Source organism: Spirosoma fluviale (assembly GCF_900230225.1).
Classification (GTDB): domain Bacteria; phylum Bacteroidota; class Bacteroidia; order Cytophagales; family Spirosomataceae; genus Spirosoma; species Spirosoma fluviale.
The window spans coordinates 311,702-327,055 of the sequence record NZ_OCNH01000006.1 but is presented as its reverse complement, the minus strand read 5'-3'; the positions used below and the strand labels follow the sequence as shown (position 1 = coordinate 327,055).

Genomic DNA, 15,354 nt, shown 5'->3' with positions numbered 1-15,354 from the left:
TGCTTTAGCCGAAGAAGTGAACGCTTCCCGTAAACTTTTCTTTTGTGTATTGTATCGTTGACGTTGAAACGACTGGGGGCGTGAAAGGCCCTACTCGCCTTACCGAAATTGCCATCTTCCGCCACGACGGTCAGCAGGTAGTTGATTCATTCCACTCACTGCTTAACCCCGGCTGCCCAATTCCACCGTTTATTCGACACCTGACCGGCATTTCCGACGAAATGGTGCAGGACGCACCCACCTTCGCAGACGTAGCCAAAGATGTGCTGAACATCACTCAGGACGCTATTTTTGTGGCCCATAATGTTGGCTTCGACTTTAATTTTATTCAGAAGGAGTTGAACTGGCTGGGCCATGATTTTTTCCGTCGAACACTGTGTACGGTTCGCACCAGCCGGAAATTACTGCCGGGCCATCCTTCGTACAGCCTGGGCAAGCTTTGCCGCTCACTCGAAATCCCGCTCAACGGCCGTCACCGGGCAATGGGCGACGCAGCAGCTACGGTCCTGTTGTTCGAGATGCTGTTAAAAAGCGACGCGCAGGGCCTGATTCCGCGCATCACATCTCGTATCGAGTACAACGCCCGCTAACCCGAAAGGGGCAGATTTGATTGCGGTGCAGAAAACGTATGTTTGACCAACGGCCTCACGGGCACATCTATCGTAGCCTGTACACCTTTATCGACCTGGCTTTTCCAGCTAATGTGACCGCCTAAGATGGCCACCCGCGATTCAATATTTCCTATACCCAGCCCCGATGCTTTTTTTTGCGTTTGCTCGTAGTTAAAACCCCGTCCGTTATCCTGATAGACCAGCACGATCCGATTGGGCATCTGGGTTATGCTCAGGTCGATCATTGTGGCATTGGCGTGCTTGAGGGAGTTACTGACCAGTTCCTGCGTAATTCGATAGAGCATTACCTCCACTTCGGCCAGGAGCCGGTTTTCTTGTTCCGAGATTCCATCCAGCGAATATTGGGCATGCACAATGCCACTGGCCGTAATCCGGGAAAACAGTTCATCCACGGCGGCTATGTACCCATGCCGCTCCAATGTTTGGGGATTTAATTTCCGAAGCATATTCCGCACATCACCGATGGTGTCGTTGATCAACTGAAATATGGTTGCTTTAAGCGCAAGAATACCCGGCGTTTCACCGGCAAGCTGCGTAAGCTGGGTTGTGTAGAGTTTAATGGTTGCCAGCCGGGTTCCGATTTCGTCGTGTATGTCCCGGGCGATTTCTTTCTTTACCTGTTCCTGTATGTCGTATGCCAACCGAACCCGATCGGCCTGCTGGGTACGAATGGCATTTTCGCGGTGGATAATCCACACCCACACCAGTGCCGCCAGAATCAGTAGGACGAGAATAACAAAAGGCCCTTTCCGCCAGAAAGGGGGTTCAATGTAAATAGCCAGCGTACGTATATGGACACTCCAATGCCCATCCTGATTGGCGGCTTTCACCTGAAACGTATAGGCACCGGGCGGTAGATTGGCATAGCGGACATAGTTTCGTTCACCGGCCATTACCCAGTGGTCATCGTACTTGGAAAGCTGGTATTGGTAACTGTTATGGCCGTTGCTGGCGTAGTCCAAAGCAGCAAACTCCAGCGACAGGGTGTTTTGTGTATGCCGGAGCCGAATGCGCCTGGCTTCGCCGACGTAGGTATCAGCCATAAAAGGCTCCTCGTTAATGTTCAGCGAATGAATTGATACGTACGGATTATAAGAACTAGGCCGAAACATATTGGGCAGGCACCGGTTGAATCCACTGACACCTCCAAAATACAACTCGCCGGAAGCCGTCTTCAAAAAGGCATTTCCATTGAATTCGTACCCCTGAAGCCCATCATTCGGCATAAAATTCTTGATCATCTGCGTAGACGGGTCAAGTCGGGAGATGCCCCGGTTTGTACTCATCCAGATGTTATTGTCTGCATCGGACAGAGTTCCGTACACAAATGAGTTGGCCAGCCCCTGTCGCTCCGTATACAGCCGGAATCGATTACTTTTATCCGTCAGATTAACCAGCCCCCGGTCGCTGGAGAGCCAGAGAGTAGGATGGCGGTCGTCGGGCCGAATGTTTAATATGGTGTAGCCTTTCAGACCGGACTGGACAAACCGCCACGCCTTGTTTGCTCCGTCTAATTGATAGCAGTAATAGCCATTCAGAAAAGTGCCGACCCAAAGTTGCCGGGTCAATGAGTTATAGTAAAGACTAAATACGTTCTGATTAGCCAGCGTCGACACTTTCGACCACAAACGCCGTTGGGTATTCAGCGCGTATAAACCGCTCTCGGTGGCAGCAATCAGCACGGTATCCGAAATACTGACCAAGTTCCGGACGTAGTCGTCCGTTGGCAGATCTGGAATGGACGATTCAAAACGAATGGACTCGAACACACTGGCCGTCGGGCTGTAGACCAGTACGCCCCCCCGAACTCCCAACCAGATCTGCCGTTTCGGGTCTCGATAGAGGCATCTGACCTGCGGGTTTACCAGGCCCGAGCCCGACGGTTTTCGCGTCAGAAAACGCTCTACTATCCGGTTTGTGCGGGGGTTAAACACATTAATACCGTTTTCGGTAAGCACCCATAATCGGTCGAACCGCTCCTCCATAAATCCTCGAACGGTATAACTGCTCAGTTTTTGATTAGCCGACAAGGTATCGTAAGCGACCGCTTTAACAAGTCCGCCAAACAGAAAGGCATTGGGCACGATTCTGGCCAGCCCGTCGGGATCCATATTAGCCCAAATCATTCCCTGCCGGTCAACATACACTTTACTGATTTTCAACTCACTCAACTGGCGGCTATCCTGGGTAAACCGATTTACCTGCCCAAACAGCCGGGATCGCTTGTCGAAGTACAGCACCCCGTCGCTCTGGGTACCTAACCAGAGCTGACTACGCTGGTCGGAGGCAATGCTATAGATTTCGCTGATGAGTTTGGTACCAACGGTTTGGTAGGTCTGGGCCATTTTCCGGCGATGGTCGAACCGGATCAATCCATTTCCGGTGCCAATCCAGGCAATATCATCGGCATCAACAAAGAAGGAGAAGACATTCTGAACGGAGCCAAACTGATTGTCGGGATGATCGCTGAAATAACGGGATAGCGTCCGGTTCCGAATATTGTAGCGCATTAGCCCGGTTGAGGCATGCAGCCAGACATCGCCCGAGGGCGTGCGAACTGTCGAACTTTGCAAATCGTACTCTTTCGCTAGATGCGGGACCGACGCCAGAACGGTCTTACGCTGGGTTCGGTACTGATACTGCACCAGCCCTTCGGCATCACTTAGATAGAGAAGTTCATTCGTATCGACGAAGAACGGCAGGATTCGGCTGGCAAGCCGTTTCTGGCTTGCACCCGGCCGATTCGCAAAAAAGCAATCGAACCGGTCGCGTTGCCGGTCATAACGATTGAGTCCTTCTTCGGTACCTATCCACAAATTACCGTCGGGGTCCTCCACAATACCGAAAATATTAATACCCCGGATGGAGCCCGGCACCACAGCCCCCTCTTTCCCAAGGGCGGGCCGGTACGTTCGAAACTGACGTCCGTCGTAGCGATTGAGCCCGTCCTGCGTGCCGAACCACAGAAAGCCCCGGCTATCTTTCAGCATGTAATAGACCGACCCCTGGGTCAGCCCGTCACGCACGCCAATGTGATCGACCCGAAAAACCGGAGCGGTACCCGATCCAACTGCCTGTGCCTGCCCTGTCTGATGCAACTGGCAACAGATAATGACTTGAATACAAATGCACAGCAGGATTCGCATCGTTACTAAACAACGAACATGACAATAATGACTTATGAATAAGTCACTTATATAGTATTTTTTGACTTGATTTGGGACTAAATGTAAATAAATAATTGATGTTCCTAATGGCGATCTACTCCATTCGAATTAGATTATTTGCTTTTTCATCGCCAGCCCCGTAATTCGCGTAGATTCCCCTAACCGTCTAAAAAACGCCCCAATGATGCGTTACCTTCATCTCATTCGATTGCTTCCTATGTTGAGTTCGTCTGTTATTCTAGCCCAGACCACCGGCCCGCTTCCGTACCCGGTTACCAAAAAAACGGATCAGGTCGATACGTATCACTCGACAACGGTTGCTGACCCCTACCGATGGCTCGAAGATGACCGCTCGGCCGAAACAGCCGCCTGGGTCAAAGCCGAAAATCAGGTTACGTTCGACTACCTCTCGCAGATTCCCTACCGCAAGCAGTTTCAGGACCGGCTTGAGCAGGTATACAATTACCCGAAATACTCGGCCCCGAGCCGGAAAGGCGACTGGTTCTACTTCTCGAAAAATGACGGTTTGCAAAATCAGGCCGTCCTCTACCGGCAGAAGGGCCTCGACGGTAAACCGGAACTCGTAATCGACTCCAATAAACTGTCGACCGATGGCACCACCCGGCTGGGCGCGTTTTCGCTTTCCAAAGATGGTAAATACGCCGTTGTGGGCCTGTCGAAAGGAGGGTCCGACTGGCAGGAATATCAGGTGATGGAACTAGCCACCAAGACGTACCTGTCCGACAGGATCGAATGGGTCAAGGTGTCCGGGGCCGCCTGGCAGGGCGACGGTTTTTACTACAGCCGCTACCCAAAACCGGACGGCAGCGCACTGGCGGCTAAAAACGAAAACCACCAGGTTTATTTCCACAAGCTGAACACGCCCCAATCGGCCGACCGGCTGGTGTACGAAGACGCCAAAAATCCGCAACGGTTCCACACCATCAGCACGACCGACGACGAGCGGTTTGCGCTACTGTCCATCAGCGACCGGGGCAAGGGGAAAGATGGCAACTCACTTTTTTACCTGGATGCCAAATCGACAGTAAAAACGTTCACGCCTGTGGTGGCCGAGGTTACGGATTTCAGCTACGGGGTTGTCGACAATGACGGCGACCGGTTGCTGATCCTGACCAACGAAAAAGCACCAAACAGTAAAGTCATTGCCTTCGACACAAAAAAACGGACGTTTTCCACGCTTATTCCCGAAAAACCCGAGCCTATCTCCGAGAACAGTGTCAGCGCGGCCGGTGGTAAACTATTTGTAGAATATGCTAAAGACGTGACCTCCAAAGTAGAAGTGTACGACTACAGCGGCAAGTACGAAACGGACGTTCAGTTACCCGGCATTGGCTCATCGAGTGGGTTTGGCGGTGAGAAAGACGACAAATTCGTTTTCTATTCGTTTACGTCGTTCACTTTCCCGCCCACTATTTACCGCTACGATATTGCCAGCCGCAAGAGTACCGTTTTCCGTGCGCCGGAAGTCGATTTCAAACCGGCCGATTACGAAACCAAACAGGTATTTTACACCAGCAAGGACGGCACCAAAGTGCCCATGTTCCTGACGTACCGGAAGGGGCTGAAGCTGGACGGTACCAACCCAACGCTGCTGTATGGCTATGGCGGTTTTAACGTTAGCCTACCGCCATCGTTCAGTCCGTTCCGGATTCCGTTTCTGGAGCAGGGCGGTGTGTATGTCCAGGCCAACCTGCGGGGCGGCAGCGAATACGGCGAGAAGTGGCACGAACAGGGTATGAAGCTCAAGAAACAGAACGTTTTTGATGATTTCATTGCCGCAGCCGAATACCTCATTGCCCAGCACTACACCAGCCCGGCCAAGCTCGCCATTCAGGGCGGCTCAAACGGGGGCCTGCTGGTGGGTGCGGTCATGAACCAGCGGCCCGAGCTGTTCCGGGTGGCCATTCCGCAGGTGGGTGTGATGGACATGCTGCGGTTCCACAAATTCACCATCGGCTGGAACTGGATTGCCGATTATGGCAGCAGCGACAATGCCGAGGAGTTTAAAGCCCTGTATGCCTATTCGCCCCTGCACAACATCAAACCCGGCATCAATTACCCCGCTACGCTCATTACCACCGCCGACCACGACGACCGGGTAGTACCGGCTCACTCGTTCAAATACGCGGCAACGTTGCAGGCAGCCTACAAAGGACCGAATCCGGTGTTGATACGAATTGACACGAACTCGGGGCACGGAGCCAGCAACACCAAAAAGAACATCGAAACGACGGCTGATATTTATTCCTTTATCCTCTGGAACATGGGCGTGAAAACCCTGAAGGAAATCGCCAGTAAGTAGTCTTCGCATGAATGAAAAATCGCAGCTCAGTCGACGGATTGAGCTGCGATTTTTTATGTCTGTAAGTACAAATAGCTTGCGAAAGGCTGATTGATATCGGGAAACGAACTGGTTTATGGCCTCTACTGCTCCGCCAAAACTCCCTTTAGCTGCGAATTCATAAGCCGCTGCATTTGCTGCCAGGTGTTATCCCAGGATTGTTCTTTCAGCTGAGCGTCAATGGCTTTCCAGTCGGCATCATGACCGGCTTTGAGGGCAAACTCAATGGCCTTTTCGAGCGTAACGGCCGAATCGCCAATGAGTACCGGACCCCAACCGCCATACGAGCGTACCACATCCCGAATGGGCGTCGACACAACGGGCAGGCCAGCCGCCAGGTATTCGGGTGTTTTGGTCGGGCTAATGTAGCGGGTAGCTTCGTTGATGGCAAAAGGCATCATAGCCACCTGCCAGTTGCCAAAATAGGCGGGCAGATCGCGGTAGTTTTTCATGCCCAGGTAATGCAGGTTGGGTGCCTGGGGCAAACTGTCAGGATCGATCTTCACGACCGGCCCCAACAGAACAAACTGCCAGTCGGGTCGACGCTGGGCCAGTTGCCGGAGCAGGTTCAGATCAAGGCGCTCGTCGATAACACCACAAAAACCAATGCGGGGGCCGCCAATGGCCCGCTGATCGTCGGGGTCGGCTATGTCAGCCCGGCCGGGCAGAAAATGATGGGCGTCGATGCAACTGGGAAACGCGAACACCTGCGGATGCCGGTTTTGTTTAGCTTCGTACAAGCTATACCCACCGGTATACACCAGATCGGCCCGACGGATGAGCTTTTCTTCCTGATCGAGCAGTAGCGGGGAGGCTCCCGAAAAAGCGGATAGTTCGTCCATACAGTCGTAGACCGTCAGGCGGGGTTTTAGGTGGCTGCTGAAACGAAGGGCCATGGGGGTATAGTACCAGGCAATAAAGTTGGTGAGCCGTTCCTGTTCCAGAAACTGATTCACCAGCTGGCGCTGCAACCGAACGGCGGTTTCGTCGTCGATGCCGTGCGGCAGATGCGGTACAACGACCCGAATCTGGTCATCGACCGACCGGATATCGAGCCGCAGGGTTTCGCTCCACTGAGGTTCTTCTATGTACCAGACCTTCCATTGTTTACTGGCACGGCTGAGCAGGTGCTGCGGACGTTGATAAACGAAATCCCAGCGCAGGTGTGAAAAACAGATCAGATCCTGAACCTCGGGCGAATTGGCAAAGGCGTAGGAAGCTACGCTATTTTTAACGAGTACCTTTTCCGGTTGGGGCTGTAAGGCACTACTCTTGGCGGACTTGTTAACAAAATAATTCATTGGCTATTCATTAAGCCGACAGCAAGCTACATACCCTGTAAAACCTGCCGGACTGGCGTGATCGTGGCTATTGAACTGTTCTATGGCTCCTACTTTCCGGTAATCGACTGAATTGGTGAGCAAACGGCCCCCAGCCTTATCTTAAAGAGGAGACATTCACCACAGCGACTTTAAACCAGAATCAGCCTTCGGGGGCTGAAGAGCAGCCCCCCAACATGAACTTCAAGGGAGGTAGACCGGTATTCGTTAAAAATACAGTTAAACACAAAAATTCTACGTAAGTAATTTTTGACAAAGTTCATATTTTATCATTTTTGCAAACAAAAAGTTTACAAAAACTCATTCTTTATGAAAAAGGTCACCTTTTTAATACTTATTATAGCTTTTGTATTAAGTTGTACGCGAACTACAGTAGAGCCCACCCCAATTGCCGTCAATCCGCCAACAACAGGAGGCAACGGGAGCCCAAAACCCTCTACAGACACAATTGTCATACTTGGTTCGTCTACGGCAGAAGGCTGGGGTGCCTCGGAGTACAAAAATTCATGGGCGGGAACGCTCGCCCGGCGATTATCAACCAGTCGCATTGTTAATCTGGCAAGAGGAGGCTATACTAGTTATCAACTTTTGCCAACAAGCGCCAGTCGTCCTGCTAACCGGCCGGATGCAGATACACTGCGAAACATAACCGCTGCTCTTAAGGAAAAGCCCACCCTGTTGATCATTAGTATATCGTCCAATGATGCCGTTGCTGGCTATGATGTCGATGAGATCATAGCCAATTTCAATACCATCAGGAGTGGTGCTTTGGCCGCTGGTGTAGCCAGTGTACTAATTACAACGCCTATACCGCGTCGGTTCAATGAAGAGGTTACGACCAAATTGCTGCGTCAACGAGATCTGGTTATGAAAAACTATGCCCCGTTTGCTATCAACATTTTTGACCCGGTCGCAAACCCGGATAATCTAATAAAGTCGGAACTGCTGAGTGAGGATGGCATCCATCCAAATGATAAAGGGCATGCAGTAATCTACAAGCAAATTGAAAGTTTCATACTTTAACGAACAGGTGGCTTCTATGAGGTGCCTAAATGGGCCTCAACTACCAGGTACGATCCTTTGGGATTCGTCATGGGTTTTCAAAAGGGTTGCCTGGTCGGCAAACACCAGCGGACGCAGCTTCTCAATTTCCATTTAGCCTGGCTGATCTGAGTCTGGTACTCCGAGGCAGGTAACTTGGTGCATCGGCCGCTACATGCTGGACAACAAAAATTGTGGCCGGGAAATTGAGCGTCAAGCCAGCAACTAGTTTCTTACGCGCATATACCCCCGCAGCAATACCCGTGTAATAATGAGGAAGTAGCCTCGTGGATAGGCGTACTTGAAGATCACGTTGTACTATTCGTGCAATAAACTGTACCCCAAACTAAAAAAAGTGAATGTGCCTAAGTAGCAAGCCCTTACGAGGTCTGTAGTTATTTCTACCTAAGTCACTTATTATCAATCCATTTCGAAAAGTCTATCCAAATAGAAGACTATACAATTGACTATCAACCGCTTGCAAAGTCATGCCTGGCTCCATACAGAGCTAAAATCACTTTGGTACATTTGCAATAAATCCACAATTAGCTAACGACTTCATGTACCTTAACCCCCGTATTCTTCTGCTTGAGGATAATCCCGTCGATGCGGTCGAACTTTGTCTGGCCCTCGAAGAAAGCGTGCCAAACGTCCAGTTGGCGATAGTTAATGATCATCCTGGCCTGATAGACTACCTACGTCGTATTGAAGAAAGGAGTCACGAGACACCCTGGTTGATTTTCCTAAGTGTACGTTTTTTAACCCCTGCCGCTAAAATAGAGGCTCTCGCGCACCTGCGAAGTTACCCTTCACATGCATCAAGGCCCTCTATTCCGGTCATTGCCGTGGGTTCACCCGCCGAGTTAGCCAGTGTACAGGCTTTATATGAATCTGTTATCAGTGCTCATCTGATTAGATCAGACGATTTTCAACAGTTGGTGGCGGACTGTCAGGCTATCGCTACCCATTGGTTTAAAACAGCCGTGCTCCCCCCCAACGCATCGGGCTGTACCTAGCGTGGCCGCGGCCTTACTCAACCAGCAGCTCTATGGATTTGACGCCCTGCGGAGTCGTTAACCGCCCAATGTAAAGCCCCCCCGGCAAGTCTTTGACCTCCCAGATTACGCGATTGAGGGCACCGGCCTGGGCTTTCCCGGTCTGAAGTGTACGCAGTATACTTCCTTTCATATCCAGAATGCTCAACACATAGTCTCCTCCGTTGGGAAGGATAAATTCAATAGCGGTTTTTGTCGCAAATGGGTTAGGATAGTTCCTTAGTAAGAAGGCATCGTTCAGCGTCTTTGCGGCCTCCCTGGCACCGACAGATGAAACTGACGAGCTCCCGCCGATTGCTGATTCGGTACTGGCATCATAGACAACAACATAGTGATGTACCTGACTGGCCGATTTACCGCACATGTCTGTCAACATAACGGTAACCGAGTAAACGCCAGCCCTGGTATACCGATGAGCGCCCCGCCCGGCAGTTCCTTCTATGGTTCCAACCGACGATGTATCGTCTCCCCAGTACCATATAACCTGCCAACCATTGTTATCGGTAAAATTAACACTGAGGTTTACCTCGCTACCTACTTTTACCGGGTCATTAGGTGCTTTGATCAGGCTTAGAACGGGGTGCGTATTAGTAACCATGATGGTTTGCGTAACGGCGGTCGCTGCATTTCCGTTAATGTCTTTGGCATTCCAGGTAACGGTTGTTGTGCCTACCGGATAAGCGGCCGTTAAGGGCTTCCCATCGCTACGTACACCAATGGGTTGACCAACCGAGCAGTTATCCGTAGCCAAAGCAAACAGGTCAACAACGGCCCCACACTTCCCGGCATCGTTCGCCAGCACTTTATTGCCATTGGTGCTGATAACCGGTGCTTCGTTATCAATTACTGTGACGGTCTGCGTAACAGTGGATGCAGGATTGCCATTCGCATCTGTAACGCTCCAGACGATGGTTGTAACCCCCGCCTGATACTCAGCCGTTAAGGGCTTCCCATCGCTACGTACCGCTTTGGGTTTGCCCACCGAGCTATTGTCGGTAGCTAACGCGAGTGCCTCAAAGAAAACCCCACACTTACCCGTCTTATACGTAAACGTTTTATTGCCATTAGTCTTGATAACCGGCGCTTCTTTGTCAACTACCGTGATGGTTTGCATAACGGGGGTCACTGCATTTCCGTTAGTGTCTTTAGCATTCCAGGTAACGACTGTTGTGCCCACCGGGTACTCGGCCGTTAAAGGCTTGCCATCACTGCGTACGCCAACGGGTCGACCAACCGAGCAGTTGCACGTTGCGGAAGCAGATACGACAACCGTAGCGCCACGCTTACCGGCATCATTGGGAAGGGTTATGTTTCCATTCGTCGTGATAACCGGTGTTTCATTTTCAGTCCATGCAGCTGTGCTGTTATTGGTGGGTAGCGGAGGTTTAGAATAAGCCGCTTTAGACTGAACACTAAACACCAGAAACATGAGCGCATACAACAAACGTATGTTTCTCACTAAAGCCATAGCCCCTGACGAGGGGGACAAGCTATATTGACGTAAATCTGTACCTGAACGATCACTTACTGGATATAACAACCGGAAATTTTCAAGTATAGCTTGCTTTAGTATATGGGTCATACCCTGTTAATTTAGCAGTGTGGACATTAACGATTTTTTCCCTCTTTCGGGAGTTTAAACCAGGGCCGATAGACTGAAATTATGGGAATATTTTTCTAAACAGCCATAACTCTGCCAATGCCTTTATTTTATCGTCCGCAAAAATAGACGTTATAAATCTTACAACACTGAAGTAGAACTACAATTAAACTCGTTTTTACTAACCGCTTAGTAACTTTCGATTCTTTTTACTACATCATTTTAGAAGAAAAAAAAATGGTGCTCACGTATATATCAGGCGGGCTCTTTTAGTATAAAAAAAGTGAAGTCACACGCTAATAAAGATAAGTATCCATTTAGCGAAACCAGTTGAAAATCAAGTTCACAGAGTCCTGATATTGCCTCTACTACCTAAAATCAAAAACTTGAAATACAGTATTTTATGCCTAATAATTTATAAGTGCTTTTTATCAAATAGCATTGATTACCAGCTATTAATCCGCCCTGCAGATCATTTTTATCGCTATTTATCAGGACCGTAACTACCCGGAGCGGGTTAATTAACTTTATTCGACAACGAACTTTACCTATATATTATATTTTAATCGATATATAAATTAATACTCATTATAAGTAAAAATATATACTTATTTTATACTAAGAGTACATTAAAAACCTCTTAACCGTACAGCAGCTTTTTGCCAACATAAAAGCAGCACTTATTTTTGTTCAAGTCGTAGTGCTAAACAAGGACTGAGTAGATTGAACATTTGTTTCGAGTGTTTACAGAATATTGTTTCTTTCTGATCTTCTTTTTCACCTTTCATACTTGGTTTTATTAGCCAGTTGCCAGGCTTTTGATGATATAGCTAATGCATTTTTTTAGTCTAAAAATGGAAGCTAATTATCACCTAACATGACATGACAAAGATGAAAAATATCGACTACTCTATGTTCAAAAAATTCACACTTCGTATACAGATTTAAGTGAGCGGATTTTGCTTACAGCGCATCTACTAACAGAGCGTTGAGTAAAAACTGGATGATTGATGAACGTGTCGAAGCAGAAAATAATTAGTGTTGAAGTCTGGACTAACTACAGGCGTCTGCCAGTGAATTAACAAGTCTATCCAGTGAATGGCTACTGCTAAAACAGCAAAGGCTATTCATTAAACACCAACCTTACGGATATGAGTAACTCAAAAAAAATGTACCCGTCAAGTCATCAGAGCCTACCAGACCCAGGGTATGCTTTGCGCCTGCGTTATTTCTTCAGGAGCTCTGTAAACGAACATCTACCCAACTGGTATGGTGCCTGCCAACCTGTCTGGTGGATTAGTAACATGTACTGTCTGGAAGCTCCTATCGGGAAAACGCACCAATCGTAGAATCAGGCATCTGTAAACGTAGGCTGCTCCTTGTTTTTACTGTCATTCCTACATATACGTACTAGAAGCAGCTCCTGGTAGGCAGTCCGTTCAACCGGCCTGTTCCGTATATACCACAAGGTCAGTATTCGGCTTTATTCCAACAACTTCCTAAAGTACAGTTGTGGCTTGATTCACTCAAACACAGCCATACTTAGTTGCTATGGCTACATGCTGCACAGGTGTCGACGGCTGGCCGACCTCGATTCTCCACGTTAGCGCTAACGTGGTCGTTTACTTAATTAACTCAATTGCATTCAATATGAAACACGTATTCTTTCTGTTCTTCTTTTTTGCCAGCGTGATTTCCTTAAAAGCTCAGGTGTCTGAAACGACGGCGATCCGGCTCTATCGAGTCAACGATCATCTGGTCAGGGCAGAAGGGGATGGCTCCAATCCAGTCAGCTATTCTTATGGAAATGTCAATGTACGTGCCATTAATGACCTGATAGAGGTAAGTATCGTAAGCGGAAGTACATCCTATTACCTTCCTTCTCTTTTTCTGAATGACCAGGGGATTCCATACGGAACTACAGTCAGCTCAGCCATAAACGCCTACTTGCTGAATCTTCCAGCCACATCAGGTACAGGCAGCAGCGAAACCGCCGTGACAACTAATGCCAGTTCATTAACGTCAGGCACGCTGGACGATGCCCGCCTGAGCGAAAACGTGGTCAAAACCACCGGCTCCTACACCAACCCCGCCTGGATTAGCGCCCTCGATCCCACCCGCATCACCCAGAACAGCCTCCACCGCTTTGTCTCCGAGGCCGAGAAAGAGGCCTGGAACCAGAAACCCGATCTGGCGCAGGTCAAACTGGCCATCAAAGACAGCACCCGCACCTATACCTTCGTCAATGCCGCCGTGACCAGTTCGGGCACCTCCACGACCGTCACCATTCCCTCGGGTGGGGGAACTTCCATGCCGGTCGATACGGTCCTGAACACGGCATCGCCCAACGCCATTGCCAATGCCGCTGTTGCCAAAGCCATCAACCAGACCAACGCCAACGTGGCCACTAACTCGGCCAACATCGCTACCAATGCGGCCAGCCTAAGTGCCCTGCAAACCCAACTGACTGCCGTTACTGCCATCACCGCTGTCCAGACGGGGCCCATCGACGATGCCCGCTTAAGCGAAAACGTAGTCAAGACCACCGGTTCCTACACTAACCCCGCCTGGATCAGCGCCCTCGATCCCACCCGCATCACCCAGAACAGCCTCCACCGCTTTGTCTCCGAGGCCGAGAAAGAGGCCTGGAACCAGAAACCCGATCTGGCGCAGGTCAAACTGGCCATCAAAGACAGCACCCGCACCTACACCTTCGTCAATGCCGCCGTGACCAGTTCGGGCACCTCCACGACCGTCACCATTCCCTCGGGTGGGGGCGCTTCCATGCCGGTCGATACGGTCCTGAGTGCTACCTCGCCCAACGCCATTGCCAATGCCGCCGTTGCCAAAGCCATCAATCAGACCAATGCCAACGTGGCCACCAATACGGCAGCCATCAGTCAGGCCAACGCTAACATCGCCACCAATGCGGCCAGCCTAAGTGCCCTGCAAACCCAACTGACTGCCGTTACTGCCATTACCGCTGTCCAGACGGGGCCCATCGACGATGCCCGCCTGAGCGAAAACGTGGTCAAGACCACCGGCTCCTACACCAACCCCGCCTGGATCAGTGCCCTCGATCCCACCCGCATCACCCAGAACAGCCTCCACCGCTTTGTCTCCGAGGCCGAGAAAGAGGCCTGGAACCAGAAACCCGATCTGGCGCAGGTCAAACTGGCCATCAAAGACAGCACCCGCACCTACACCTTCGTCAATGCCGCTGTGACCAGTTCGGGCACCTCCACGACCGTCACCATTCCCTCGGGTGGGGGAACTTCCATGCCGGTCGATACGGTCCTGAGTGCTACCTCGCCCAACGCCATTGCCAATGCCGCCGTTGCCAAAGCCATCAATCAGACCAATGCCAACATCGCCACCAATACGGAAGCCATTAATCAGGCTAATGCCAACATTGCCACCAATACAGCAGGCATCGCCACCAATGCGGCCAGCCTAAGTGCCCTGCAAACCCAACTGACTGCCGTTACTGCCATCACCGCTGTCCAGACGGGGCCCATCGACGATGCCCGCTTAAGCGAAAACGTGGTCAAGACCACCGGTTCCTACACCAACCCCGCCTGGATCAGTGCCCTCGATCCCACCCGCATCACCCAGAACAGCCTCCACCGCTTTGTCTCCGAGGCCGAGAAAGAGGCCTGGAACCAGAAACCCGATCTGGCACAGGTTAAACTGGCCATCAAAGACAGCACCCGCACCTACACCTTCGTCAATGCCGCCGTGACCAGTTCGGGCACCTCCACTACTGTTACCATTCCCTCGGGTGGGGGCGCTTCCATGCCGGTCGATACGGTCCTGAGTGTTGCCTCACCCAACGCCATTGCCAATGCCGCTGTTGCCAAAGCTATCAACCAGACCAACGCTAACATCGCCACCAACACAGTAGATATCGCCACCAATGCGGCCAGCCTAAGTGCCCTGCAAACCCAACTGACTGCCGTTACTGCCATTACCGCTGTCCAGACGGGGCCCATCGACGATGCCCGCCTGAGCGAAAACGTGGTCAAGACCACCGGTTCCTACACCAACCCCGCCTGGATTAGCGCCCTGGATCCCACCCGCATCACCCAGAACAGCCTCCACCGCTTTGTCTCCGAGGCCGAGAAAGAGGCCTGGAACCAGAAACCCGATCTGGCGCA

The 15,354-nt window shown here is 50.7% G+C and carries 8 protein-coding genes; 5 read left to right on the top strand and 3 right to left on the bottom strand.

Going from position 1 to position 15,354, the window contains the following annotated elements:
• The first annotated feature begins 44 nt into the window (after positions 1-44).
• The gene (locus CRO74_RS26335; RefSeq protein ID WP_097130427.1) at positions 45-590 is read left to right on the top strand and encodes a 3'-5' exonuclease; all 546 of its coding nucleotides are present in this window, start codon (positions 45-47) and stop codon (positions 588-590) included.
• On the opposite strand, the gene CRO74_RS26330 is transcribed toward CRO74_RS26335, so the two are convergent.
• Positions 587-3,778 carry a ligand-binding sensor domain-containing protein gene (locus CRO74_RS26330; RefSeq protein WP_097130425.1) on the bottom strand — a complete coding sequence of 1,064 codons (3,192 nt, stop codon included), beginning with the start codon at positions 3,776-3,778 and terminating at the stop codon, positions 587-589. The genes CRO74_RS26335 and CRO74_RS26330 overlap by 4 nt on opposite strands.
• Before the next feature lie 238 nt (positions 3,779-4,016).
• Here CRO74_RS26330 and CRO74_RS26325 point away from each other — a divergent pair, with 238 nt between their 5' ends.
• A complete protein-coding gene (locus CRO74_RS26325) occupies positions 4,017-6,122 on the top strand; it encodes a prolyl oligopeptidase family serine peptidase (RefSeq protein WP_097130572.1) in 2,106 nt (701 codons plus the stop codon).
• Between the two features lie 122 nt (positions 6,123-6,244).
• Here the strand turns inward: CRO74_RS26325 and CRO74_RS26320 are convergent, their stop codons facing one another.
• A complete protein-coding gene (locus CRO74_RS26320) occupies positions 6,245-7,462 on the bottom strand; it encodes a glycosyltransferase family 1 protein (protein ID WP_097130423.1) in 1,218 nt (405 codons plus the stop codon).
• A gap of 348 nt (positions 7,463-7,810) precedes the next feature.
• Between CRO74_RS26320 and CRO74_RS26315 the strand changes: the two genes are divergently transcribed.
• Both CRO74_RS26315 and CRO74_RS26305 read left to right on the top strand, forming a co-directional pair.
• Positions 7,811-8,524 carry an SGNH/GDSL hydrolase family protein gene (locus tag CRO74_RS26315; RefSeq protein ID WP_097130422.1) on the top strand — a complete coding sequence of 238 codons (714 nt, stop codon included), beginning with the start codon at positions 7,811-7,813 and terminating at the stop codon, positions 8,522-8,524.
• Between the two features lie 578 nt (positions 8,525-9,102).
• On the top strand, positions 9,103-9,558 hold the full coding sequence (locus CRO74_RS26305) for a response regulator (protein ID WP_097130420.1): 456 nt from the start codon (positions 9,103-9,105) through the stop codon (positions 9,556-9,558).
• A 13-nt stretch (positions 9,559-9,571) separates the two neighbouring features.
• On the opposite strand, the gene CRO74_RS26300 is transcribed toward CRO74_RS26305, so the two are convergent.
• On the bottom strand, positions 9,572-11,065 hold the full coding sequence (locus CRO74_RS26300) for a LapB repeat-containing protein (RefSeq protein ID WP_179830310.1): 1,494 nt from the start codon (positions 11,063-11,065) through the stop codon (positions 9,572-9,574).
• 1,782 nt (positions 11,066-12,847) lie between these two features.
• Between CRO74_RS26300 and CRO74_RS31720 the strand changes: the two genes are divergently transcribed.
• Positions 12,848-15,354: hypothetical protein (locus CRO74_RS31720; protein WP_179830309.1), on the top strand; the 2,507-nt coding region annotated here is incomplete at its 3' end.